The 24,306-nt window shown below is 72.2% G+C and carries 22 protein-coding genes; 12 read left to right on the top strand and 10 right to left on the bottom strand.

The features are described 5' to 3' along the window. Positions 1-10: 10 nt before the first annotated feature. Positions 11-259 (bottom strand): DUF4170 domain-containing protein, encoded by a 249-nt coding sequence (locus tag ABEG18_RS02780; RefSeq protein WP_406856574.1) that lies wholly within the window; start codon positions 257-259, stop codon positions 11-13. Between the two features lie 69 nt (positions 260-328). Next, positions 329-1,180 carry a 3'(2'),5'-bisphosphate nucleotidase CysQ gene (locus ABEG18_RS02775; protein ID WP_406856573.1) on the bottom strand — a complete coding sequence of 284 codons (852 nt, stop codon included), beginning with the start codon at positions 1,178-1,180 and terminating at the stop codon, positions 329-331. 223 nt (positions 1,181-1,403) lie between these two features. Between ABEG18_RS02775 and ABEG18_RS02770 the strand changes: the two genes are divergently transcribed. Next, a complete protein-coding gene (locus ABEG18_RS02770; RefSeq protein WP_406856572.1) occupies positions 1,404-1,949 on the top strand; it encodes a DUF6101 family protein in 546 nt (181 codons plus the stop codon). Positions 1,950-1,964: 15 nt separating this feature from the next. Here the strand turns inward: ABEG18_RS02770 and ubiA are convergent, their stop codons facing one another. Both ubiA and ABEG18_RS02760 read right to left on the bottom strand, forming a co-directional pair. Then, a complete protein-coding gene (ubiA, locus tag ABEG18_RS02765) occupies positions 1,965-2,921 on the bottom strand; it encodes a 4-hydroxybenzoate octaprenyltransferase (protein WP_406858519.1) in 957 nt (318 codons plus the stop codon). A 44-nt stretch (positions 2,922-2,965) separates the two neighbouring features. After that, entirely contained in the window at positions 2,966-3,466 is a 501-nt protein-coding gene (locus ABEG18_RS02760) for a hypothetical protein (RefSeq protein WP_406856571.1), read from the bottom strand. A gap of 195 nt (positions 3,467-3,661) precedes the next feature. On the opposite strand from ABEG18_RS02760, the gene ABEG18_RS02755 reads away from it, so the two are divergent. After that, entirely contained in the window at positions 3,662-4,417 is a 756-nt protein-coding gene (locus tag ABEG18_RS02755; protein WP_406856570.1) for a 16S rRNA (uracil(1498)-N(3))-methyltransferase, read from the top strand. Positions 4,418-4,525: 108 nt separating this feature from the next. On the opposite strand, the gene ABEG18_RS02750 is transcribed toward ABEG18_RS02755, so the two are convergent. Then, positions 4,526-4,885, bottom strand: coding sequence for a DUF1127 domain-containing protein (locus tag ABEG18_RS02750; protein WP_406856569.1), 360 nt, complete (start codon positions 4,883-4,885; stop codon positions 4,526-4,528). 207 nt (positions 4,886-5,092) lie between these two features. Between ABEG18_RS02750 and ABEG18_RS02745 the strand changes: the two genes are divergently transcribed. Beyond that, entirely contained in the window at positions 5,093-5,989 is an 897-nt protein-coding gene (locus ABEG18_RS02745; RefSeq protein WP_406856568.1) for a LysR substrate-binding domain-containing protein, read from the top strand. 25 nt (positions 5,990-6,014) lie between these two features. On the opposite strand, the gene ABEG18_RS02740 is transcribed toward ABEG18_RS02745, so the two are convergent. After that, a complete protein-coding gene (locus ABEG18_RS02740) occupies positions 6,015-6,191 on the bottom strand; it encodes a Flp family type IVb pilin (protein ID WP_406856567.1) in 177 nt (58 codons plus the stop codon). Between the two features lie 309 nt (positions 6,192-6,500). Here ABEG18_RS02740 and ABEG18_RS02735 point away from each other — a divergent pair, with 309 nt between their 5' ends. From ABEG18_RS02735 to ABEG18_RS02700, 8 genes are all read left to right on the top strand, one after another. Continuing rightward, the gene (locus tag ABEG18_RS02735) at positions 6,501-7,784 is read left to right on the top strand and encodes a glycosyltransferase family protein (RefSeq protein ID WP_406856566.1); all 1,284 of its coding nucleotides are present in this window, start codon (positions 6,501-6,503) and stop codon (positions 7,782-7,784) included. Between the two features lie 13 nt (positions 7,785-7,797). Continuing rightward, complete coding sequence (locus tag ABEG18_RS02730; RefSeq protein WP_406856565.1) at positions 7,798-9,108, top strand: glycosyltransferase family 4 protein; 1,311 nt, start codon at positions 7,798-7,800, stop codon at positions 9,106-9,108. Further along, on the top strand, positions 9,108-10,241 hold the full coding sequence (locus ABEG18_RS02725; protein WP_406856564.1) for a glycosyltransferase family 4 protein: 1,134 nt from the start codon (positions 9,108-9,110) through the stop codon (positions 10,239-10,241). Before ABEG18_RS02730 ends, ABEG18_RS02725 begins: the two co-directional genes overlap by 1 nt. Beyond that, on the top strand, positions 10,238-12,175 hold the full coding sequence (locus tag ABEG18_RS02720) for a glycosyltransferase (protein ID WP_406856563.1): 1,938 nt from the start codon (positions 10,238-10,240) through the stop codon (positions 12,173-12,175). The genes ABEG18_RS02725 and ABEG18_RS02720 overlap by 4 nt, the downstream gene beginning before the upstream one ends. A 127-nt stretch (positions 12,176-12,302) precedes the next feature. Beyond that, positions 12,303-14,219, top strand: coding sequence for a dipeptide ABC transporter ATP-binding protein (locus tag ABEG18_RS02715; protein WP_406856562.1), 1,917 nt, complete (start codon positions 12,303-12,305; stop codon positions 14,217-14,219). A 45-nt stretch (positions 14,220-14,264) separates the two neighbouring features. Then, complete coding sequence (locus ABEG18_RS02710; RefSeq protein WP_406856561.1) at positions 14,265-16,208, top strand: ABC transporter substrate-binding protein; 1,944 nt, start codon at positions 14,265-14,267, stop codon at positions 16,206-16,208. A gap of 15 nt (positions 16,209-16,223) precedes the next feature. Then, positions 16,224-17,243, top strand: coding sequence for an ABC transporter permease (locus ABEG18_RS02705; protein WP_406856560.1), 1,020 nt, complete (start codon positions 16,224-16,226; stop codon positions 17,241-17,243). A gap of 1 nt (position 17,244) precedes the next feature. Further along, entirely contained in the window at positions 17,245-18,429 is a 1,185-nt protein-coding gene (locus ABEG18_RS02700; protein WP_406856559.1) for an ABC transporter permease, read from the top strand. 30 nt (positions 18,430-18,459) lie between these two features. On the opposite strand, the gene rsmD is transcribed toward ABEG18_RS02700, so the two are convergent. Further along, on the bottom strand, positions 18,460-19,014 hold the full coding sequence (gene rsmD, locus ABEG18_RS02695) for a 16S rRNA (guanine(966)-N(2))-methyltransferase RsmD (RefSeq protein WP_406856558.1): 555 nt from the start codon (positions 19,012-19,014) through the stop codon (positions 18,460-18,462). Positions 19,015-19,017: 3 nt separating this feature from the next. Then, a complete protein-coding gene (locus ABEG18_RS02690; RefSeq protein ID WP_406856557.1) occupies positions 19,018-21,243 on the bottom strand; it encodes a pseudouridine synthase in 2,226 nt (741 codons plus the stop codon). A gap of 91 nt (positions 21,244-21,334) precedes the next feature. On the opposite strand from ABEG18_RS02690, the gene ABEG18_RS02685 reads away from it, so the two are divergent. Then, positions 21,335-21,796, top strand: a complete 462-nt coding sequence (locus ABEG18_RS02685) for a nucleoside deaminase (RefSeq protein ID WP_406856556.1) — start codon at positions 21,335-21,337, stop codon at positions 21,794-21,796. Here the strand turns inward: ABEG18_RS02685 and ABEG18_RS02680 are convergent. Both ABEG18_RS02680 and xseA read right to left on the bottom strand, forming a co-directional pair. Next, positions 21,768-22,667, bottom strand: a complete 900-nt coding sequence (locus ABEG18_RS02680) for a patatin-like phospholipase family protein (protein WP_406856555.1) — start codon at positions 22,665-22,667, stop codon at positions 21,768-21,770. The two genes, ABEG18_RS02685 and ABEG18_RS02680, sit on opposite strands and share 29 nt — an antisense overlap. Beyond that, positions 22,660-24,225 (bottom strand): exodeoxyribonuclease VII large subunit, encoded by a 1,566-nt coding sequence (gene xseA, locus ABEG18_RS02675; RefSeq protein WP_406856554.1) that lies wholly within the window; start codon positions 24,223-24,225, stop codon positions 22,660-22,662. Before xseA ends, ABEG18_RS02680 begins: the two co-directional genes overlap by 8 nt. Between the last annotated feature and the right edge of the window lie 81 nt (positions 24,226-24,306).

Genomic DNA, 24,306 nt, shown 5'->3' with positions numbered 1-24,306 from the left:
CGGCAGGGCCTCAGCCCGCCGCGCCGGAGGCGCTCGCCGGATCGAGCAACCGATGAAGATGCACGATGAAGTAGCGCATATGGGCATTATCGACCGTGGACTGCGCCTTGGCTTTCCATGCCGCATGGGCGGACGCATAGTTCGGGAAAACGCCCACGATGTCGAGCTTGGACAGGTCCCTGAACTCGGTCCCGTCGAGGCTGACGAGCTCACCGCCGAACACGAGATGGGGAAGCTGTTTGGCGGGCGCGGTCGTCATCGGTCAGGTCCTTGGCGGCGTTTCGGAAGAGGAAGGAAGCTGCGCGGGCGGCAGCCATGAAGGCCCCGGCTAGAGGCCGGCGATCGCGTCCTTGTGGCCGGCCGCCTGGGACAGCGCGCCGTTCGCGATCATGCCGGCCAGCTCGGAGGCGAGGCCGGACGAGGCCACCACGAGCGCTTCGTGCATCGTGCTGGGACGATTGTAGCGCGGCGTCGCGCCCGTCGCGGTCACGATCTCAGCGCCGGCGGCGGTGACGATGGCGTGGGCGGCCGCCAGGTCCCAGTCATGAGCCCTGCCGCCGGCGAGCGCGCCGTCGATCGAGCTGTCGGCGACGTGCACGAGTCGGTAGGCCAGCGAATGGATGCGCGGCATGCGGCGGAACGGCGTGCGAGCCGCCTGCATGGCGTCCAGCATCGGGCCGGGCCCGGCGATGCGGGCGTTCTCGACCGTGTCGAGCCCCGAGGCGCGGATCTCGACGCCGTTCTTCAGCGCCGGACCGCCCGGCAGGGCCTCGTACATCACCTCGGCGACGGGCGCGTAGACGAAGCCGGCGACGGCGACGCCGTCCTCCACGACCCCGAGCGCGACGGTCCAGTCGGTGTCGCCTCGCGCAAAGGAGCGCGTGCCGTCGATGGGGTCCACCACCCAGACATGGCGGCGGCCGAGGCGCGACGGGTCGTCGGCGGTCTCCTCCGAGAGCCAGCCGAAGCCGGGAGCCAGCCCCATGAGGCGCGCTTTCAGGAAGGCGTCGACCGCGAGGTCGGCCTCCGTGACGGGCGAGCCGCCCTCCTTGTAGCTGATGCCGGCGCGCGTCGTCCCGCCGTGCCGGAAATAGCCCAGCGCGATGCGGCCCGCCTCGATGGCGGCCTCGCGCGCGGCCTGCAGCGCGCCCTCCGGGATGTGGCTCGGGGTCAGGGCCATCAACGATTCCAAGACGCGGGGACGAGGTCTTCTAGCCCCGATGCCGCGGCGCGGCAAGCTGCGGCCAAGCTGCAAGGTCCCGTCAAGGAAAACGGGCGTTAACCCGCCAGAACGGACCCGTTAACCAGTCCGCTTAAGCGATTCCCAGATGGACCGGGCCATGATCCCAGACAAGAGAGCGGACCCAAAAAAGATCGGGCCGCCAGCGTCTTGGGAGACGTCGATGTCTGTGCAGGATCATGACCGCCCGACTCCGGACGGGTCGGCGGGCCGCCTCGAGCGGCCCGTCCGGCCGCCGGCCAGCGAAGCCCCGCTGGTCCGCTGCGAGCTCGTCGGACGGCTCGCCGCCATGATGGTCGCCGGTCCGTTCGCGGGCCGCCGCACCATCGCGCGGGGCGCCAGCGGCGTGCTCCTGTCCCAGAGCGGGGTCGCGGCGGACCTCTACGACATCAGCATGGTCTATGCGGACGGGCGCGGCCCGACGACGCTCGTCTCGGCCCAGGACGACAGCTCCGTCGTGGCGCAGTGGCGCAAGACCGCCATGGCGTTCGGCCTGCCGCTGCTGGTGATGCGCGACGACGGGGTCGTGCTGCAGCCCTATGAGCATTGCGGCGCCGTCACGGTCGGCCCCTTCCGCTACCGCCGACGCAACGCCACGCTCAGCCGCCGGCGCCCGCGATTCCTGCAGCGGCGCAAATGCGGGCGCTTGCCCGAACGGCCGCTGGTGCGCCGCGAGCGCGACATGTCCCCGGATGCGTGGACCCGCTGAACCGCGGCCGAACGCTCACGCGGTCCTCAGGACCGCCTCCAGGACCAGCCCGGCGAAGAACAGCAGCCCGGCATCGCGGTTCGACCGGAAAAGGCGCAGCGCCACCGCGCCGTCGGCCTTGCGCAGCGTCCGCACCTGCCACAGCAGATGCGCCGCGAAGGCGAGCAGGCCCAGATGGGCCATCGGCCCCAGATGGGTGCCGATCACCGCCGCCCCGGCCGCCACGATGGCGATGAGATAAAGCGCCCCCACGGCCTCGCGCGCATGCGCGCCGAACATGCGGGCCGTGGACCTGATCCCGGCCAGGACGTCGTCCTCGAGGTCCTGGATGGCGTAGACCGTGTCGTAGCCCATCGTCCACGCGATGGCGGCGACGTAGAGGAAGACCGGCGGCCAGGCCAGCGAGCCGAAATGGGCCGCCCAACCCATCAGCCCGCCCCACGCGAAAGCGAGCCCCAGCACCGCCTGTGGCCATGAGGTGATGCGCTTCATGAAAGGGTAGATCGCCACGAATCCGAGCGATGCGAAGCCGGCCACGATGGCGAAACCGTTGAAGCAGAGCAGCACCGCCAGCCCGACGAGGCACTGCGCGGCCAGAAACACGGCCGCCTGCCGGGCCGAGACCTGGCCGGAGGGAATGGGGCGGCCGCGGGTGCGCTCGACCTGCCGGTCCAGGTCGCGGTCGACGATGTCGTTGTAGGTGGACCCGGCTCCCCGCATGGCCACGGCGCCGATCCAAAACAGCGCCAGATCGGCGATGCCGGGCGGGCCCGAGCGGTCGACGGCCGACGCCAGCGCGGCCGACCACCAGCAGGGCAGGAGCAGGAGCCACCAGCCGATCGGGCGGTCGATGCGCGCCAGCCTCAGATAAGGCCGCCAGGACGGCGGCGCATAGGTATCGACGATGTTGCCGCGCGGCGCGTCCGGCACGGGCGCATCCAGGGTCCGCGCGTCCAGGGTCTGCGCGTTCAGGCGTTGCGCGTCGAGGTCTTTCGCGCCCGTCGCCGGGCTGTCGCTCACAGGGCGCCTTGCGGCATCTTGATGGGCCCGCCGACAATGTCGTCGCCGCCGCCGAGGAGGCCGGGCTGCTTCTGGCCGCCGCCCTGCCGGGCCTGGGCCTCCATCTTCTTCTGCATGACCGCGGCCTGGCAGGCGTTGGCCTTGGCCTTGGCGACCTGCGCGCCCTGGGCGCCGACATTCGTGGCCACTTCCGGCGGCACGTGGCACCACTCGGAGTTCGACTTCAGCCACGGCATCATCTTGGCGCCGTTGTTGGCCAGCGAGGTGAAGACGCTGCAAGCCTCGGCGGCGGTCGGCTTCTTCTTGGAGAAGCCCTGGGCGCGCTGGAGCAGCTTGCCGCGCTCCTGCAGCATCGGCCCGATCTCGGCGCAGTCGGCGGCCTGCGAGAACGCCGGCCCGACCGCGCAGGCCATCGCCAGGGCCGCTCCGAGGCTCGCTCCGATGACGGTGGCGGCGCCCCGCGCCGAGCGCCGACCCTGCGTTACTGCCGCGAACATGCTTCGTCCCCTGTCAGACATCGGCCTTCCTTTACCAGTCCGGAGCGAGGCTTTGCAATCTGTGGTCATGGCGGACGCCACGCTTTCCCCGACGCTCTGGCCCCAGACCCGCGTTGGCGACGGCCGTAGTGCAAGAAAACGGCTGAAATCCGGTTGCGCCGCCTTTACACACGAGGGCCCGCACTGGAGAGAACCGTGGCCTCCTACGATTTTCGCGCCCAGAGGCTCTTCGTCGACGCTCCGCTGGCCCCCGGGGCCGACGTGGCGCTGGAGCGCGATCCGTCGCACTACCTCCTGAACGTGCTGCGCCTGCAGGAGGGCGATCCCGTGCTGGTGTTCAACGGCCGGGACGGCGAGTTCAAGGCGAGCCTCGGCAAGGGCGGCAAGAAGGCGGCGGTCCTGTCGGTCGGCCCGCAGACCCGCGCCCAGCCCGCCGCCGGGGACGTGCACTACCTCTTCGCGCCGCTCAAGCACGCGCGGCTGGACTACATGGTCCAAAAGGCGGTGGAGATGGGCGCTGCGCTGATCCGTCCCGTGGTGACGCGCCGCACCCAGGTGTCGCGCATCAATCTGGACCGCATGCGGGCGAACGCCATCGAGGCCGCCGAGCAGTGCGGCGTGCTCGCCGTGCCCGAGGTCGCCGACGAGACGCGGCTGGACCGGTTGCTGGAAGGCTGGGAGCCGGGGCGGCTGTTGATCTTCTGCGACGAGGACGCCGAGACGGCGGACCCCATCGCCGCGCTTCGAGGCGTCGCCCCCGGCCCCGCCGCGGTGCTGATCGGCCCGGAAGGCGGCTTCTCCGCCGAGGAGAGGGAGGCCCTGCTGAGGCTGCCGCACGTGCTGAGGCTGTCTCTGGGACCACGCATCCTCAGGGCCGACACCGCCGCGGTGGCGGCGTTGACGCTGGTGCAGGCGGTGCTGGGGGACTGGTCGTCCCATTCGGCTCGCTGAAACGAGTCATCAACGATCGTGATGAAAAGAGGCCCCGTCTGGGCGAGACGGGGCCTCAGGAGCGAGCCGCGGGAGGGGGAACGCGCGGTCCGCCAAGCGGAATGAGGGTCAGGCGGCGCGTACGGCCGAGGCCGGCGCGGCGACGCGCGGCGGGATCGTCAGAATCCGAGCCGATCGAAGGCTTTCCCGCAGACGCATCGTCTCGTGCTGGCGCGCCTGGCTCGCCGAAGCGCCGAGATGAAGAGAGGCGTCCGTGACGGAGGCGTCGGACAAGGCCTCGAACACGTCGCCGCGGGCGACGCCGAGATCGCGCAGCAGATAATCGTCGAGGGCGAGCAGCTCGGCCACCTGGCGGCGGTTGCGCCAGCGCTTCCAGGCCGTCCCGATGCGGCCGGCCAGCACGGCGACGGCGCGCGCGGGGGCGACGGCGTTCGCGGCGGCGAGGACCTGCGGTTCGGGGGAGGTCATGGTAAGCTCCTGTGTCGGCTTCGGGCCGGTCGGGCCCGGGATGCGGCCGCGACCATCGCGACCTCGATGTCAGGGATACTCCTGCCCGGTCCATGAATAAAACGAATGTTCATGATGGACTGCATCATGAAAATCGATCATTGTCGTCGAGACGTCACGGCGACGAGGGCGCCCGCGCCCGCGCGCAAACCGAACGCAGGCCGCGCCATGCACCTCCTGGACATCGACCAGCTCAAGACCTTCGTGGCGATCTCGGACACCGGCTCCTTCACCAAGGCGGCCGACGTCGTGCACAAGACGCAGTCAGCCGTCTCCATGCAGATGAAGCGGCTCGAGGAGCGGCTCGGCAAGCCGGTGTTCGAGCGCGACGGCCGGGCCTCGCGGCTCACCGAGGACGGCGAGCGCCTGCTCGACTACGCGCGCCGCATCCTGCGCCTCAACGTGGAATGCCTGGCGAGCTTCGCGGACGCCGAGCTGGCCGGGCGGGTGCGGCTCGGCGTGCCGGACGACTACGCCGACCGGTACCTGCCGGAGATCCTGGCGCGGTTCTCGCGATCGAACCCGAAGGTGGAGGTCACCGTCGTGTGCGAGCCCACCCCGATGCTGGCGGACCGGATCCAGACCAGCGATCTCGACCTCGCCATCATCACCCATGTGGAAAGTCGCGGCCACGCCGAGATCATCCGCAAGGAGCGGCTGCTCTGGGTGTCGTCGCAGCGGCACACGGTGCACGAGGAGCGGCTGCTGCCGCTGGCGCTGGGACGCCCGACCTGCAACTGGCGCCAGGCCGCGACCGAGCGGCTCGACCGCATCGGCCGGCCCTACCGCATCCTCTACGCCAGCTGGAACTCCAACGCGGTCGGGGCGGCGGTCCTGGCCGGGCTGGCCGTGGGCGTACTGCCTGAGAGCGCGGCGCGGCCCGGCATGCGGGTGCTCGGGCCTTCGGAGGGCTTCCCCGCCCTGCCCTCGTGCAAGATCGGGCTGATGCGCAACCGCCACGAGAGTTCGGCGCTGTCGGACGCCCTGGCGGGCCACATCGTGTCCAGCCTGGACAACCTGAAGGGCGCGAACATCGGGGGCGACGACATGATGGCGGCCGAATAGAAGCGACGCTGGGCGGACCTGCGCCTCAGCTCGTCGCGCCGAAGAACTGCGTCAGGATGGTGCTGTACATCACCGTCAGGGCCGATTTCAGAGATCCGGTCGCGCCCACCAGCACCGTCGCGATGATGGCGGCGATGAGGCCGTACTCGACGGCGGTCGCTCCATCCTCGCTCTTCCAGAAGTTCATCCAATGACGGGACATGACGGCGCTCTGAACCAGTTACGCTTCACGATAGACGCCACGATTTAACGTATCCTATTGCAATTCCTGAAAACACACGCACTGGTTGCAAGCAGACGGGAGCCATGGCGAACCGGGGCGGAGGGCGGCCTTGGTCTGCGCCGACAGGCCGGCCGACGTTTTTGCGCGTGCGAAATCCCGGCCCATTCGCTAGTCTTGCCGGGTCAGGCTGGGATCGACGCCGCAGCGGCGCCATCCCGTCTCACAGGATCTCGGCCGACAAGGGGCCGGCTCCCTCAACTTGGCGCCCCGCACGGGAGTCGGTGATTGATGTTCCAGCCGGTCTCTACCTCCGGTGCAGGCGACTGGGCGGCTCCCGAACGCCGATCGCCACGCGTTCTGATCTACAGCCACGACACGTTCGGGCTCGGACATCTGCGCCGGTCGCGGGCCATCGCCAACGCGCTCGTGGCCTCCGCGCCGGATGCGTCGGTGGTGATCATCACCGGGTCGCCGGTGGTCGGCAGCTTCGATTTCGGCAACGGCGTGGACTTCGTCCGCGTGCCGGGCGTCGTGAAGCTGCCCAATGGCGACTACACCAGCCTCAACCTCAATCTCGGCCTCGACGAAGCCGTGGCGATGCGCGAGGCGATCATCCGCAACACGGCGCTGGCGCTCTCCCCCGACATCGTGATCGTCGACAAGGAGCCCACCGGGTTCCGCGGCGAGATCCTGCCGACGCTGGACGCCATGAAGGCGCGCGGCGCGCGGCTCGTGCTCGGCATCCGGGACGTGATGGACGAGCCGGCCCTGCTGCTGCCCGAGTGGGAGCGCAAGGGCGCCAGGCAGGCCCTGATCGATTACTACGACGACATCTGGATCTACGGCCTGAAGGAGCTCTACGACCCGCTGGTCGCGCTGGAGCTGCCGGACGCGGTCAAGCAGCGGATCACCTATACGGGCTATCTGCGGCGCGAACTGCCGGACGAGCCGCAGCTCGCCCGCTATCCCAAGCTCACCCGCGGGCCCTTCGTGCTGGTCACCACCGGGGGCGGAGGCGACGGCGCGGACCTGATCGACTGGGTGGTCTCCGCCTATGAGCACGACGACAGCATCGCCATCCCCGCGCTCGTGGTGTTCGGCCCCTTCATCGCCCGCACGACGCGGCGCGCCTTCATGGACCGGATCGCCAAGCTCGACCGGGTCGACGCCATCATGTTCGATTCCAAGATCGAGCACCTGATGCAGCGCGCCTCCGCCATCGTGGCGATGGGCGGCTACAACACGTTTTGCGAGATCCTGTCGCTCGACAAGCCGGCCCTCATCGTGCCGCGCAAGACGCCGCGCCTGGAGCAGGCGATCCGGGCGACCTGCGCCGAGCGGCTGGGCCTGCTGCGCCAGCTGGACGGGCTCGACGCTCCGGCGAGCGGCCGCGACCCGGTGGAGATGGCCCGGGCCATCCGGGCGCTGCGCGACCAGCCCAAGCCCTCGCAGGCCTTCGTGCCGGGCCTCCTGGACGGCCTCGACAGCATCGGCGCGATGACCAAGCCCTGGTTCGAGGAGGCGCGGCGCCACCGCGTTCCCCTGAACCGCGTGGGGCTGGCCGCCGAATGATCCGCGCCGCGGAATGACCGCCGCCCCGACGCCCGAAGGCCGCCGCATCGCCGTGGTGGTGAAGGGCTATCCGCGCCTGTCGGAGACCTTCATCGCCCAGGAGATCCTGGGGCTGGAGCGGGCCGGCGCGTCGCTCGAGATCTGGGCGCTCCGCCGCCCCACCGACAAGGCCGTGCACGCCCTCAACCGGGCGATCGCCGCGCCGGTCCGCTATCTGCCGGAATATCTCTACCAGGAGCCCCTTCGCGTGCTGCGCGGGGCCTGGGCGGCGTGGCGCCGGCCGGAACTGGGAGCGCTGCTGCGCGTCTTCTGGCGCGACCTCCTGCGGGACCCGACGCCCAACCGAGGCCGGCGCCTCGGCCAGGCGCTGGCGATGGCGCGCGAGCTCGATCCGGAGATCCGGCACGTCCACGTCCACTACCTGCACACGCCCGCATCCGTGGTGCGCTACGCCTGCCTGCTGAGCGGGCGGACCTTCAGCTTCTCGGCGCACGCCAAGGACATCTGGACCACGCCGGACTGGGAGAAGCGCGAGAAGATCGAGGCCGCCCGATGGGGCGTCACCTGCACCCGGATGGGCCTGGACGAGCTGCGGCGCCTGTCGCCGCCCTCGGCGCCCGGACGGGTGTCGCTGGCCTATCACGGGCTCGACCTCGGCCGCTTTCCGCCGCCGCCGGCGCGCCGGCCCGACCGCACCGGGGCCGACCCGGCCTCGCCGGTCGTCATCCTGTCGGTCGGTCGCGCGGTGGCCAAGAAAGGCTACGCCGACCTCCTGGCCGCGCTGGCGCTGCTTCCGCCCGGCCTCAGCTGGCGCTTCGTGCATATCGGCTCCGGCGAGTTGCGGGAAGCCCTGCGGCGCCAGGCGGAGGCGGCGGGCCTTTCGGACCGGATCGCATGGCGCGGCGGGCTCGCGCAGGACGCCGTGATCGCCGCGATGCGGGACGCCGACCTGTTCGCGCTGCCCTGCCGCGAGGGCGACCATGGCGACCGGGACGGTCTTCCCAACGTCATCATGGAGGCCGCCACGCAGGCGCTGCCGATCCTGTCCACCGACTTCGCGGGCGTTCCGGAATTCGTCGAGGCCGGGGTCACCGGGCTCCTGACCCCGCCCGGCGATCCCGTCGCCCTGGCGGCCGCGCTGGAGAGGCTGATCCGCGACCCTGCCCTGCGGCGTCGGCTCGGGCAGGCCGCAGCCGCCAAGGTGCGCACGGCCTTCTCGTTCGACGCCGGGGTGCGGCACGTCCTGGATCGCCTGCAGGATCCCGAGACCGCCGGCGCGGCCGAGGGCGCGCCCGATGCGGCGCCGGCGCGCGTCGCGGTCTGATGCGCGTCGTCTTCCATGCTCCGCTGAAGCCGCCCGATCACCCCGAGCCCTCCGGGGACCGCGCGATGGCGCGGCTGATCCTGGTGGCGCTGCGCCTGGCCGGCGTCGCCGCCGAGACGCCCTGCGGCCTGCGCATGTTCGACCGCGACGGCGACGAGCGGCTGACGGCCCGCCTCACCGAGGAGGCCCGCCGGCAGGCCGGCGCCTATGCGCGGGAGGTTCGCCAGCGCCCCACGCCGGAGAGGCCGCGCGCCGTGCTGAGCTACCATGTCCACTACAAGGCGCCGGACGTCTTCGGCCCGGCCGTGGCGTCCGCGCTGGGCCTGCCCTATCTGGTCGCCGAAGGGTCGCGGGCGCCCAAGCGGGCCCATGGACCGTGGAGCCTCGGCCACGCTCTGACCGAGGCGGCGCTCGACCGCGCCGACGCGGTGCTGGTGATGAACCCGGCCGACCGCGAGATGCTGGAGGCCGCCCGTCCCCCGGGCCAGCGGCTCCTGTCTTTTCCGCCCTTCCTGGACGCGCAGGCCTGGCCGGACGCCTCCGGCCAGCGCGGCGCGCGCGCGCCGGACGCGCCCGCGGCCCTCCTGGCGGTGGCGATGATGCGCCCGGGCGACAAGGTCGCCTCCTATCGGCTCCTGGCCGAGAGCCTGGAGGAGGCGCGGGACGCGGCCTGGACGCTCGACGTGGTCGGCGACGGCGCGGCGCGCGCGGAGGTGGAGGCGGCCTTCGCCCCCCTGCGGGAGCGCGTGCGCTTCCACGGCGCGCTCGGCCCCGACGACCTCGCCCGGCGCTACGCCATGGCCGACCTGCTGGTCTGGCCGGCCGTGCGCGAAGCCTACGGGATGGCCTTCCTGGAGGCCGCCCTCCAGGGCTGCCCGGCCCTGGCCGGCGATTTTGGCGGGGTCGGAACGGTGGTGCTGGACGGCGTCACGGGCGTGCTGGCGCCGGCCGGCGACGCCCGCGCCTTCGCCGACGCCCTGCGGCGGCTCCTCGCCGACCGGGCCGCCCTCGGAACGCTGGGGAGCGCCGCCCGCCGGCGCGTCCTCGCTTCCTGCTCGACGGCCGGCGCGGCCCAGATCCTGCGCGCCGCGCTGGACGACGCCTGCGCGACTGTCCAAGGTCCGCCGCCGTGAGCGTGTCGGTTCTCATCGTCGTCACCCATCTGCTGGGGGTCGGGCACCTCGCCCGGGCCGCCGCGATCGCGCGCGCCATGGCGCTGCGCGGGCATCGGGTGACGCTGGTCAGCGGCGGGCGACCTGCGCCGCTGGTCCGGCTGGACGGCGTGACGCTCGTCCAGCTCGCGCCGGTGCATTGCGAGGGCGCCGACTTCTCCACTCTCCTGGGCGAGGACGGCGCGCCCGTCGCCTCCGAGACGCTGGCCGGCCGGCGGGAGGCGCTGCTGGCGGCCCTCGCGGCGGCGCAGCCGGACATTCTCGTCACCGAGCTGTTTCCCTTCGGCCGCCGCCAGCTCGCGGACGAGTTCCTGGCCCTGTTGGACGAGGCCGCCGCCCGGCGTCCCCGGCCGGCCGTGGTCTGCTCCATCCGCGACGTGCTGAACCCGCCGTCCAAGCCCGGCCGCGCCGCCGAGGCGCTGGACCGGCTGGGGCGCTTCTACGACCGGGTCCTCGTGCACGGCGATCCCGGGGCCCTGCCGCTTCGCGCCTCCTGGCCGGTCGACGAGGCGCTGGAGCGGCGCCTCGTCTTTACGGGCTATGTGAGCGACGACGGGGCGCCTCCCGCCGGGGCGCCGGCCGCAGGGCGGGATGCAGGTTCGGGCGAGGTCGTCGTCTCCGGCGGCGGGGGCCCAGCCGGCCTTCCCCTCCTGCGCGCCGCCGCCGAGGCCGGGGCCATGGATCCCGAAAAGCGGGTCTGGCGCATCCTGGTCGGGCATGGGGCGCCGGCGGCCGACTTCGAGGCGCTCGCGCGGGCCGCCCGGGGCGCCGAGACCGTCATCGTGGAGCGCGCCCGCCCGGATTTCCGCGCCCTCCTGGCGGGCGCCGCCGTCTCGGTCAGCCAGGCCGGGTACAACACCATCCTGGATCTCGCCGCGGTCCGGGCCCGGGCCGTCGTGGTCCCCTTCGCCGCCGGGGGCGAGCGTGAGCAGGGCCTGCGGGCGGCCTGGTTCGAGAAGGCCGGCTGCCTCGAAGCGCTCCCGGAGGAGCGGCTCGCCCCCGCCGCCCTGCTCCAGGCCGTGGACCGCGCGGCCCGCCGTCCGAGGCCCGACTGGTCCGTGCGGCTCGACGGCGCGGCCGCCAGCGCCGACGCGCTGGAGGAGGAGGCCGCCGGAGCGCGCCGCCGCGCCGCAGGCTGGGAGAGGCTCGAGGCCGCCCTGGACCGCCTCGGCCGGCTCGGCATGCGCCTCGACCTGTGGTGGCGGGACGACGACTGCGTCGCGCCCTCCCCGGCTCTGGACCGGCTGCTGGGCCTGTCGCGGCGCGCGGGCGCCCCGCTGGCGCTCGCGGTGGTGCCCGCCGCGGCCGACCCGGCCCTGCGGCGCGTCCTCGCCGGCGCCCCGCAGGCGAGCGTGATCCAGCATGGCTACGCCCACGCCAACCACGCCGGCCCGGAGGGCAAGAAGCGCGAGCTCGGCGACGCCCCGGCGGAGCTCGTGCTGGCCGAACTCGCCTTCGGGCGCGAGCGGCTGGAGGAGCTCTTCGGCGCGCGCTCCCTGCCCATCCTGGCCCCGCCCTGGAACCGGATCGACGCGGCGCTCGTCCCGCTGCTGCCCGGCTGCGGCTTTCGCGGGCTCTCGACCTTCAAGCCGCGCGCCCAAGCCTCGCCGGCCCCCGGCCTCCTGCAGGTCAACACGCATTTCGACCCGATCGACTGGCGTGGATCGCGCGGCCTGGCCGACGAGGGCGCGCTGCTCGCGTCCTTCGCCGACCATGTGGACGCGGTCGCCGAGGGCCGCGCCGATCCGGACGAGGCCTATGGCCTGCTCACCCATCACCTCGTCCATGACGGGTGGGTCTGGCGGTTCCTGGAGGAGCTGCTGGGCCGCCTGGCCGAGACGCGGTCGGTGCGGTTCGTCTCCGCCGCGCAGGCGTTTCGGCTGCAGGAACAATGATTCGCCTGAAAGATAGGCGAAACTGGCTTTTCGTGCGTTGTGTCAGCGAGAGCACAATTCGCGTGACGGTCGCGACATGTTCGGCGCACATTGTCGCCATGGCCGCTGGCGGAGACCGGAATCGAGGATGACCGCAGAACCGCTCGTCAGCATTCGCGATCTGGCCGTCGACTTCGACGGCGATGCGGGACTCGTGCATGCGGTCCGCGGCGTCTCCTTCGACCTTCATGCAGGCCGCACGCTGGCGGTGGTGGGGGAATCCGGCTCCGGCAAGTCCGTCACCGCCAACGCCATGCTGCGGCTGCTGCCCAAGCGCGGGCGCATCGTCAACGGCTCCATCGTGCTGCGCGACCCGGAGGGCGGCGGCCCGGTCGACATCGTCAAGCTGGACCCCAATTGCGAGAAGATGCGCCAGCTCCGGGGCGCCCGGATGGCGATGATCTTCCAGGAGCCCATGACCTCGCTGTCGCCGCTGCACACGGTGGGCGACCAGGTCACCGAGGCGCTGCGAATCCATGAGGAGGTGACGCTCCCGGAGGCCCAGGAGCGCGCCATGGCGGTGTTCCGCCGGGTCGGATTCCGCGACCCCAAGGCGATGCTGACCACCTACCCGTTCGAACTCTCCGGCGGCATGCGCCAGCGCGCCATGATCGCGATGGCGCTGATCTGCAAGCCGGCGCTGCTCATCGCCGACGAGCCCACGACCGCGCTGGACGTGACCACGCAGGCCCAGATCCTGGCGCTGATCAAGGAGCTGCAGGCCGAGACCCGGATGGCCGTGCTGCTGATCACGCACGATCTCGGCGTGGTGGCCAACATGGCCGACGACGTGGTGGTGATGTATCGCGGCCAGGTCATGGAGCGCGGCGACCTGGAGGACATCTTCCGCCGGCCGCAGCATCCCTACCTGACGGCCCTGATGCGCGCCGTGCCGCATTTCGACATGAAGCCGGGCGAGCGCCTGACGCCCCTGCGCGAGATCCGCATCGACCCCGCGGCGGCCGCCGCCGCCGCCCATTGCACGCGAGACCCGATTCCGGCGGGACGCACCGTCCTGGACGTGGACGGCGTCACCAAGACCTTCACGCTGCGCTCCGGAGGCCTCTTCGGCAAGCCGCAGCGGATCTCGGCGCTCTCCAATGTCAGCCTGTCGCTGCCCGCGGGCGAGACGCTCGGGCTCGTGGGCGAGTCGGGATCCGGCAAGACCACGCTGTCCAAGGTGATCATGCGCGCCATGGCGCCGGACTGCGGCAGCGTCTGTTTCGACGACGGAACGGGACCGCGCGACGTCTTCAAGCTCGCCGGGCCGGACCTGAAGGCCTACCGGCGCGCCGTGCAGTTCGTGTTCCAGGACCCGTTCTCGAGCCTCGACCCGCGCATGACGGTCTACGACATCCTGGCCGAGCCGCTGCGCATCCATCATATCGGCAACGAGGACGAGCGCTTCTCCCGGGTGAAGGACCTCCTGGAGCTGGTGGGCCTCGACCAGCGCTCGATGCGGCGCTACCCGCACTCGTTCTCCGGCGGCCAGCGGCAGCGGATCGGGCTCGCCCGGGCGCTCGCGCTCAACCCCGCCGTGATCCTGTGCGACGAGCCCACCTCGGCGCTGGACGTCTCCGTGCAGGCCCAGATCCTGAACCTGCTCAAGGACCTGCAGTCCGCGCTCGGGCTGTCCTACCTGTTCGTCTCGCACAATCTGGCGGTGGTCGACTACATGGCCGACGACATCGCGGTGATGTGCCGGGGCGTCATCGTCGAGAAGGCCCCGCGCGAGACCCTGTTCCGCTCGCCCCGGCACCCCTACACGCAGGCCCTCCTGGCCGCCGTACCCAGCCCGGATCTCGACCATCCGCTCGATTTCTCCCGCGTGACGCAGGGCGGGTTCTCCGAGCCCGCGGACTGGCCCGAGCCGTTCCGCCTCAAGGCGGGCGAGACCTGGCCCCAGCTCGTCGAGGTGGAGCCCGGCCACTGCATCGCGCTCGCCCGGCCGGCGCCGGAGGCGACGCGCGAACCCGAGCAGCCGGCCATGAGGGCGGCGTCATGACCCCGCTCCCGCGACGGCCGGACATCCACCAGGCGAGGCAGGGCCATGGCTGATTCCACGCACTCCGACGGCGTCACCCGCCGAGGCGTCCTGAAGACCGGCCTGGCGGTCGCGGCGGCCGTCGTCGTGCGTCCGGAAAAGGCGCTGGCTGACGGGCTGCAGTTCCAGGAATCGCCCATGATGGCGGAGCGGGTCGCCAAGGGCGAGGCTCCGCCGGTGTTCGACCGCCTGCCGACCCGGCCGCTGGTGGCGGACTTCGCCTCTCGCAACCGCAGCATCGGGCGCTATGGCGGCGAGATCCGCACCCTGATCGCCAAGACGCGCGACCTCCGCTACATGTCGGCGAACGGCTACACCCGCCTCGTCGGCTATGACGAGAACCTGCGGCTCCAGCCGGATCTCGCCGAGAGCTACGAGCAGAAGGACAACCGGATCTTCACCTTCCGGCTGCGGCGGGGGCATCGCTGGTCGGACGGCCAGCCCTTCACGACCGAGGACTTCCGTTACTACTGGGAAGACATCGCCCGGCAGAAGGATCTCAGCCCCAACGGCCCGCAGGAGGTCTTCGTCGTCGACGGCAAGCTGCCCCGATTCGACATCCTGGACGACCTGACGGTGCGCTACGAATGGGACGCGCCCAATCCGCGCTTCCTGCCGGCGCTGGCGCTGCCGCGGCCGCTGCGCCTGTTCGCGCCGTCGCGCTATCTGCGCGGCTTCCATGTCCGCTACACGGACAAGGAGAAGCTTGACCGCATGGCCGCCCGCGCCAAGGTCAAGGGCTGGGCCACGCTGCACAACCGCCTCGACGACGACTACGACTACAGCAACCCGGACGCTCCGACCCTCAATCCGTGGCGGCTGATGACGCCGCCCCCGGCCAGCCGGATGGTGTTCGAGCGCAATCCCTTCTTCCACCGCGTCGATCCGGAAGGGCGCCAGCTCCCCTATATCGACCGCGCCCTGGTCGACGTGGCCTCGCCCGGGCTCTTCCCCGCCAAGGCCAACGCCGGCGAGGTCGACCTGCAGGCGCGCGGCCTGTCGATGAACGACGTTCCGGTGCTGAAGGAAGGCGAGGCGGCGCAGAACTACCGCACGCTGCTGTGGCCCTATGCGCGCGGGTCCGTCTACACGCTCTATCCCAACCTCAACACCAACGACCCGGTGTGGCGCAAGCTGAACCGCGACGTGCGCTACCGCCGGGCCCTCTCGGCCGCCATCGACCGCCGGATCCTCAACAACGCGCTGCTGTTCGGCCTCGGCGTGGAGGGCAACAACACGGTGATGAAGAGCAGCCCGCTCTATGCGGACGAGTTCCGGACGCAGTTCGCCGGCTACGACCCCGAATTCGCCAACGCCATGCTGGACGAGCTCGGGCTGACGGCCCGGGACTCCAACTCCATCCGCCTGCTGCCCGACGGCCGGGTCCTGGAGATCGTGGTGGAGGTCGACGGCGAGTCCACCGACATCGTCGACGCCCTGGAGCTGATCACCGAGTTCTGGCGGGACGTCGGGGTCAAGCTGTTCATGAAGCCGCAGGACCGCGGCATCCTGCGCCAGCGCTCCTATGCGGGCCAGACCGTCATGGTGGCGTCCACCGGCCTCGACAACGCGGTGCCCACGCCCCTGATGCCGCCCACCGAGCTCGCGCCCGTCCGGCAGGAGCATTATTCCTGGCCCAAATGGGGCCAGTGGTTCGAGACGCTGGGCCGCAGCGGCGAGAAGCCGGACGACCCGGCGGCCGAGAAGCTGATGGCGCTCTACGACAAGTGGCTGAAGACGACCCACGAGGACATGAGCGCCGCGATCTGGAAGGACATGCTGGCGCTCCAGGCCGAGCAGCAGTTCACCATCGGAACGGTGGCGGGAGAGCTGCAGCCGATCGTGGTCAACAAGCGCATGCGCAACATGCCCGAGAAGGCGATGTTCTCCTGGGAGCCGACGTCGCTCCTGGGCGTCTACCGCATCGACGAATTCTACTACGAGGCTTGAGGACAGCCGATGCGCATGGCGATGTACATCCTCCGCCGGTTCGTCACCATGCTGCTGACGCTGGTGGCGATCTCGGCGCTGGTCTTCCTCATCATCAAGCTTCCGCCAGGCGACTTCCTCACCAACCAGATCGCCGAGCTGCGCTCGCAGGGCGATCCGGCCGCGGCCGCCAAGGCCGAGTTCCTGCGCGCCCAGTACGGGCTCGACCGGCCCGTCTGGGAGCAATACCTGATCTGGCTAGGCGTCTGGTCCGGGCCGAACGGCTTCTCCGGCCTGCTGCAGGGCGACTGGGGCTGGTCCTTCGAGTTCCAGCGGCCGGTCAACGACGTCGTCGGCGGCGCGCTGGGGCTGACGCTGCTGGTCAATGTCGTGGTGGTGATCTTCGTCCATGTCGTCGCCATCCCGATCGCCATCTACTCGGCGACGCGGCAATATTCCTGGGGCGACTATGCGGCCACGCTCCTGGGCTATCTCGGCCTCGCCACGCCCAACTTCCTGCTGGCCCTGATCCTGCTTTTCTACCTCAACCGCTGGTTCGGCATCTCCATCGGGGGGATGATGGACCAGAAATTCGCCCAGGAGCCGATGAGCATGGCCAAGGCCAGCTCGATCGCCTCGCACCTGATCGCGCCCGTGATCGTCATCGGGCTCTCCGGCACCGCCGCCATGATCCGACGCATGCGGGCCAACCTGCTCGACGAGTTGCAGAAGCAGTACACCGTCACGGCCCGGGCCAAGGGCATGAAGCCGATGCCGGCGCTGCTGAAGTACCCGTTTCGGATGGCCCTGAACCCGTTCGTGGCCGATATCGGCAACCTGCTGCCCCACCTCATCTCCGGCTCGGTGCTGGTGTCGCTGGTGCTCAGCCTGCCCACCGTCGGGCCGGTGCTCCTGCAGGCCCTGAAGCAGCAGGACCAGTTCCTGGCCGGCTTCATCCTGATGTTCGTGGCGGTGCTCACCGTGATCGGCATGCTGATCTCCGACCTGCTGCTGGCCACGCTCGATCCCCGCATCCGCTTCGGGCGGAGAGGCTGACATGAGCGTCGCCTTGTCGCCCATCACCCACGATCCGAACGCGCCGGGCCACTACGTCAACCCCGCGCCGTTCGACGCCAGCGCGTCGGACGCGATGAGCGCCGCGGAGGAGAAGTTCTACCGCGCCTCGGCGGCGCGGCTGATCTGGTGGAAGTTCAAGCGGCACCGGGTCGCGCTGGTCTCGGCCATCTTCCTGGCCTCGCTCTACATCGCCCTGCCCTTCGTCGAGTTCATCGCGCCCTATGGGCTCGGCCAGCGCAACGCCGACCACCTCTCGGCGCCGCCGCAGGGCGTCCACCTGTTCCACGAAGGGCGTTTCGTCGGGCCCTTCGTGTACCCCTACGCCTTCAAGTTCAACCTGGAGACCTTCCGGCGCGAATACGCGGTGGACAGCACCCGGCCGGAGCCCCTGCGCTTCCTCTGCGAGGGCGCGCCCTACCAGTTCTGGGGCATGACGCAGGCCCGCATGCATCTGGTCTGCCCGCCCAAGGGCGGCACCTTCTTCCTGGTCGGCACCGACAAGCTCGGGCGCGACCTGTTCTCGCGCATCATCTATGGCGCGCGCATCTCGCTCACGGTCGGGCTGCTCGGCATCGCGGTCTCCTTCGTGATCGGGCTGACGCTGGGCGGCCTCGCCGGCTATATGGGCGGGTGGGTCGACGCCACGGTGCAGCGGATGATCGAGATCCTGCGCTCTTTGCCGGAGCTGCCGCTCTGGCTGGCGCTCTCGGCAGCGCTGCCGGCGAACTGGAGCCCGGTCCTGGTGTTCTTCGCCATTACGCTGATCCTCGGCCTGCTCGACTGGCCGGGCCTGGCGCGGGCGGTCCGATCCAAGCTGCTGGCGCTGCGCGAGGAGGAGTTCGTGCGCGCCGCCGAGCTGATGGGCGCCTCGCGCTCGCGCATCATCGCGCACCACCTCGTGCCCAATTTCATGAGCCACCTGATCGCCAGCGCCACGCTGTCGATCCCGTCCATGATCCTGGGCGAGACGGCGCTGTCCTTCCTCGGCCTCGGGCTGCGCCCGCCGGTGACGAGCTGGGGCGTGCTGCTCAACGAGGCGCAGAACCTGGCGGCCGTGAACCTCTATCCGTGGCTGCTGGCCCCGATGGTCCCGGTCATCCTGGTGGTGCTGGCGTTCAACTTCATGGGCGACGGGCTGCGCGACGCGGCCGATCCGTATTCCTGACCGCCGAGGCCGCGGGCCTTGGGCCCGCGCTCAACCGGCTCGGGCGACGACGACCTGGGTCTCGCCATAGTCGCGCCGGTCCTCGACCGTGAAGCCCGCCGGCAGCTCCAACGGCGCGTCGGCGGCTTCCTCCACCACCAGCAGGGCGTCGGGGGCGAGCCAGCCGCCGGCCAGCGCCGAGGCGAGCGCGAGCGGGGCGAGGCCCCTGCCATAGGGCGGATCGCAGAACACCAGCCCGAAGGGCATGTGGGGATGCGCCGCGCCGAGCCGGGTGGCGTCGCGGCGAAAGACTTTCGAGGTCCCCGCCGCCCCGAGCGCGTCGACATTGGCCTTGATGAGCCCGCGGCCCTCGGCCGAGTCGTCGACGAACAACGCGAAGGCCGCGCCGCGCGACAGCGCCTCCAGCCCCATCGCGCCGGTGCCGGCGAAGAGGTCCAGCACCCTCGCGCCCTGGACGGGATCGTCATAGGCGTGCGCGAGGATGTTGAAGATGGTCTCGCGCAGGCGGTCCGAGGTGGGGCGGACGGCCTGCGTCTTCGGGGCGGCCAGGGCCCGGCCCTTGTGCCGCCCGCCGACGATGCGCACGGCTCAGCCCTCGCGCGGACGCCGGGGCGGCCGACCGCCGCCGGAGCCGCCGGGACGCGACCCGCCGGGGCGGGACCCGCCAGGACGCGAGCCGCCGGGCCCGCCCGGGCGGGGTCCCCTGGGGCCGTCGCCGCGCGGCTTGAAGCCCGCGCCCGCGGGCCGGTCGCCCCGGGACGGGCGATCCCCTCCGGGACGGCCTTCTCCCGGCGCCCTGTCGCCGCGCGGCTTGAAGCTGCGGGCGGGACGCTCGCCGGCGCCGCGAGGGGCGTCGCCGTCGCGGTGCTTGAACGTACGGGGCTTGAACGTGCTGGGCTTGGCGGGGCCCGCCCGGCGCTCGCCCTCGGCGGGCGCGTCGCTCCAGACGTTGCGCTTCGGCCGCTCGGCGCGCGGCGGGCCTTCGGCGCTGCGGCCCGCATAGGGCTTGCGCCCGTCCGGCCTGTCGCCGCCGCGCGGAGCCCCAGTCGACGGGCGCGACCGCCCGCGGGGCTTCTCGACATAAGCCTCCTCGCGGATATGGGCGGCCGGGTCGCGGGCGATCCGCTCCACCCGCACCGCGCGGCCCTTGGGATCCTTCACCTTGCCGGCGCGCTGGTGCGACTTCTCGGCGCTCTCGGCGCGGGCCAGCTTGGGATCCGCGCCGCGGCGCGGGATCTTGCCGCGCGGGACCATGGCCTCCGCGTCGTCGGCCCGCCACACGCTGGTGAGCGGCTCCATCGGGTGCCGGCGCTTGGGCTTGGGCTTCTCGTCCAAGGTCTCGTCAGGCCGGTCGCGGCCTCGCGTCCGGTCCCGCGGCGGGCCGTCGCGCTCGGGGGCGCCCCACACGGTGGGTTCGCTGCGGCGGCGCTGGCGGGAGTCGCCGCCCACGGGCTCGCGGCCGGAGGCCGGCGCGCCGCCCTCGCGGGTGGGCCGCCGATCGTCGCGATCGCGTCGATCCGCCTCGTCCTGGCGCGCCTTGGGGCGGAAGTCGTCCTCGTCATAGACGAAGACCGGCGCCTCGAAATCGACCTCCGCCTGGGCGGAAAGCTCGGGGCCGAGCTGGTCCTGCAGCACGCGCGTGCGCACCTCGTCGGCCGCGCCCTCCGGCAGGTCGCCGAGCTGGAACGGGCCGAAGGAGAGCCGGATGAGCCGGTTCACCTGCAGCCCGAGATGCTCGAGGATCTTCTTGACCTCGCGGTTCTTGCCCTCGCGCAGGCCCAGCGTCAGCCAGGCGTTGTCACCCTGGGCGCGGTCCAGCGAGGCCTCGATCGGGCCGTAATGCATGCCCTCGATGGTGACGCCGTCGCGCAGCGCGTCGAGCTGCGGCTGCGTGACCTCGCCATAGGCGCGGACGCGGTATTTCCGCAGCCAGCCGGTCTCCGGCAGCGACAGGACGCGCGCCAGCCCGCCGTCATTGGTGAGCAGCAGCAGGCCCTCGGTGTTGATGTCGAGCCGCCCGACGGTGATCACGCGGGGCAATCCGGGCGGCAGGGCGTCGAACACGGTCCGGCGACCCTCGGGGTCGCGCACCGTCGTCACCACGCCGCGGGGCTTGTGGTAGAGGAACAGCCGCGTGCGCTCGCGGGTCGGCAGCGGCGCGCCGTCGACGACGACTACGTCCTGGGCGCTGACGTCGAGCGCCGGGCTGGTCAGGGTGACGCCGTTCACGGCGACCCGTCCCTCCTCGATCCAGGCCTCGGCGTCGCGTCGCGAGCACAGGCCGGCGCGGGCGATCACCTTGGCGATGCGCTCGGAGAACTCGCGCTTGGGCGCGGCCGGCGCGGCTTCGGCGCCGGGGCGGGTTCCGCCGGCGCGGTCGCCGGAGAAGGTGCGGGGCGCGGCGCCCTTGCGCGGGCCGGCGCTGCGCGCTCCGCCTGCGTCCTTGCCGCCGCCGAAACGCTTGGGGCCGGCCGATCCGGCCGGCTTGCCGGGCCGGCGCTCGCCGGCCTCGTCGCCGCGGGCGCGGAACGGACGCTCGGCCGCGTCCCTGCGGGGCCGGTCGCCGGCGTCGCGAGGCGGCCGGGCCGGACGCTCGGCGGCGTCCCGCGGGGGCCTCGCCGGCCGGGCCGCGCGCGGGCCGGCGGCGTCCCTCGGACCGTCCTTGCCGAAGCCGCCGGGCCGCTTGGGCCCGCCGGGGCCCCGGGCGGGCCTGTCGCCCGCTGGTTTGCCGCCTGCGCCGCCGCGCGCGCCGCCCCTGGAGGGCGGACGGCCCTTGCCGCCGCCGCCGCCTCGATCATTCGTCCTGTCGCTCATCACGCGCTGATAGAGCATTTTCCGGCAAAGTGGTATCCGCTTCGCGGATGAAATGCGCCGCGCGCAGCGGCCGGACAGGCGTGGAGCAGCGATGACAGGGCCGGCCGGCGAACGGACCGATCCCATGGAGGCGGCCTTCAGGGAGGCGCGCGCCGCCGCCGCCCGGGGCGAGGTGCCTGTGGGCGCCGCCGTGGCGCGCGAGGGGATCGTCCTGGCCGCGGCCGGCAACCGCACCCTGCAGGACCGCGATCCCACCGCCCACGCCGAGATGCTGGCCATCCGGGCGGCCAGCGCAGTGCTCGGCTCCGAGCGGCTGGTCGGCTGCGACCTCTACGTCACGCTGGAGCCCTGCCCGATGTGCGCCGGCGCCATCTCCTTCGCGCGCATCCGGCGGCTTTACTTCGCGGCTGGCGACCCGAAGGGCGGCGCGGTGGAGCATGGCGTGCGCCTCTTCGGCGCGCCGACCTGCCACCACGCCCCGGAGGTCTATGGCGGGCTGCGCGAGACCGAGTCCGCCGACCTGCTCAGGAGCTTCTTCGCCGAGCGCCGCTGACCGCGGCGGGCGCGGGCCTCTCCAACCGGGCGGCGAGATCGCGCTTCAGCTGCTCCTTGGCGGGCTCGGCCGCCAGCAGGATCGCCTTCGTCTTGAAGAAATCGAGGCCCCGGAACGCGTCCACGGCCGGGCGCACCAGCACGTCCGGCGCCCGCGCCTTCAGCTTTTCGGCTACGATCGCGCCCTGCATGATCTGCGACGCCCCGAGCATCGCCTCGAAGGGCTCCGGCGCGACGCGCACCGCGGTGGTGGGGCCGCCCGTGACGTCGACAGCCACCACGATGGCCCCGTCGTCGCCCAGGCGCTCGAAGGGCAGCGGGTTGACCGCGCCGCCGTCCACATAGACGCGCCCGCCGGCCAGCACGGGCCGCACCAGGCCGGGGATCGCCATCGAGGCCGCCACCGCCGTGACCAGCGGACCGGCGTCGAAACGATGCTCGCAGCGGGCGAAATAATCGGTCGCGACCGCCTGGAACGGGATGGGCAGGTCCTCGATGTCGTCCGGGACGATCTCGGGCCAGAACAGGTCCAGCAGCTTCTCCCCGTCGATCAGCACCGGGTTGCCGACGCCGCGCGAGAACAGGTCGGCGATGCGGCCCACCCTCGCCTGCAGCACGCGCGCCATCACCTGCGCCCGGTCCCGAAGGCGCGAGAGCGCGTAGGCCCGCAACTCCTTGCCGGAGGCCCCGGCCGCATAGGCCGCGCCCACGATGGCCCCCATGGACGTGCCCGCGATGGCGACGGGCCGGACGCCCAGCTCGTCGAGCGCCTCCAGGGCGGCGATGTGGGCGAGCCCGCGCGCGCCGCCTCCGCCGAGCGCGACGGCGACCCGGGGCTCGCGGTCGCCCAGCTTGGCCATGGGCTCAGCCACCGAACAGGCTGCCTTGCTGGACCGGCGCGGGCTTCGCCCTGGGCCGGGCGCGGCCGGCGTCGCCCGCCACCGCCTTGACGCTTCCATCGGCGAACTGGATTTCCAGCGCCATGCCGCCGGCGACCTGAGCGGCCTCGCGGACCAGGTGGCCGTCGGGACCGTGCACCAGGGCGTAGCCGCGCCGCAGCACCTGCTTGTAGTCGTAGCTGACGAGCAGCTGCGCGCGGCGCTCGAGCGCCTGCCGGCCGCCATCCAGCGCGGCCGCCATGGCGCGGCGGGGACGCTCGCCGATCCGCTCCAGCCGCTCGCGGCGTCTTGCGACGAGGCTCGCGGCGGCGTTGTCGCCGCGGCGGGCCAGCGCGGCCAGCCGCTCGCGCTGGTGCAGGATGCGCTGCCGCTCGGCCCGCAGATTGGCGCCCTGCGCCGCCGCCAGCCGCAGGCCGAGGCCGTCGAGCTTGGCCCGCATGCCGGCGAGCCTCGCCTGGGGCGAGAGCCGCGCCAGCCGGCGCGCCGTTTCGGCGAGGCGGGCGTCGTGCTTGCGCGAGTTCGCCGCCAAAGCGTGGACGAGCTTGCCGCCCGACAGGTCCAGCCGTTGGCGCGGCAGGGCCAGGAGGTCCTCCGGCCCGGGCAGGGCCCGCGCGGCCGAGCGCAGGTCGGCCTTGCGGCGGTCGAGATGCCGATGCAGCGCGGCCAGCACGCGCCGGCCGAGATCGGCGGCCGCGAGCAGCAGGTCCGAGCGCACCGGAACCGCCATCTCGGCCGCGCCGGTGGGCGTCGGGGCGCGCCTGTCGGCCGCGTAGTCGATGAGGGTCCAGTCGGTCTCGTGGCCGACGGCCGAGATCAGCGGGATGTGGCTGTCGGCGGCGGCGCGCACCACCGCTTCGTCGTTGAAGCCCCAGAGGTCCTCGATCGAGCCGCCGCCGCGCGCCACGATCAGCAGGTCCGGCCGCGGGATCGGGCCCTCCTCTGGCAGGGCGTTGAAGCCGCGGATGGCGGCCGTGACCTCGGCCGCGCAGGTGTCGCCCTGCACCCGCACGGGCCAGACGATCACGTGGCGGGGGAAGCGGTCCGCCAGCCGGTGGAGGATGTCGCGGATCACCGCGCCCGTGGGCGAGGTGACGACGCCGATCACCGCCGGCAGGTAGGGGAGCAACTGCTTGCGGGCGTCGTCGAACAGCCCCTCGGCGGCGAGCCGGCGCTTGCGCTCCTCGATCTGGGCCAGCAGCGCGCCGACGCCGGCCGGCTCCAGCGTGTCGATGATGAGCTGGTATTTTGACTGCCCCGGGAAGGTGGTGATCTTGCCGGTGGCGATCACCTCCATGCCCATCTCGGGCCGGAACCGGATCTTGGACGCAGCGCCCCGCCAGATGACGCCGGCCAGGCAGCTCTTGTCGTCCTTCAGGTCGAGATAGACATGGCCGCTGCCATGGACCGTGACCTTGCCGAGCTCGGCCCGGACCCGCACATGCCCGTAGGCGTCCTCCAGCGTGCGCCGCAGGGCGCCGGAGAGCTCGCTGACCGACCACTCGGGGACGTTTGAAACGGGTTCTTGGGACATGCCCCGCAGCATAAAGGGCGAATCGCCCCGGCGGTAGGGCAGGCGCCCCGCCTCCCGTCCCTCTCCGGTCCGGGGAGGGAT

Origin of the sequence: Alsobacter sp. KACC 23698, assembly GCF_045348435.1 — a bacterium.
GTDB lineage: Bacteria > Pseudomonadota > Alphaproteobacteria > Rhizobiales > Beijerinckiaceae > Alsobacter.
The sequence above is the reverse complement of the archived record's forward strand: the minus strand, read 5'-3'. Positions and strand labels throughout refer to the sequence as shown.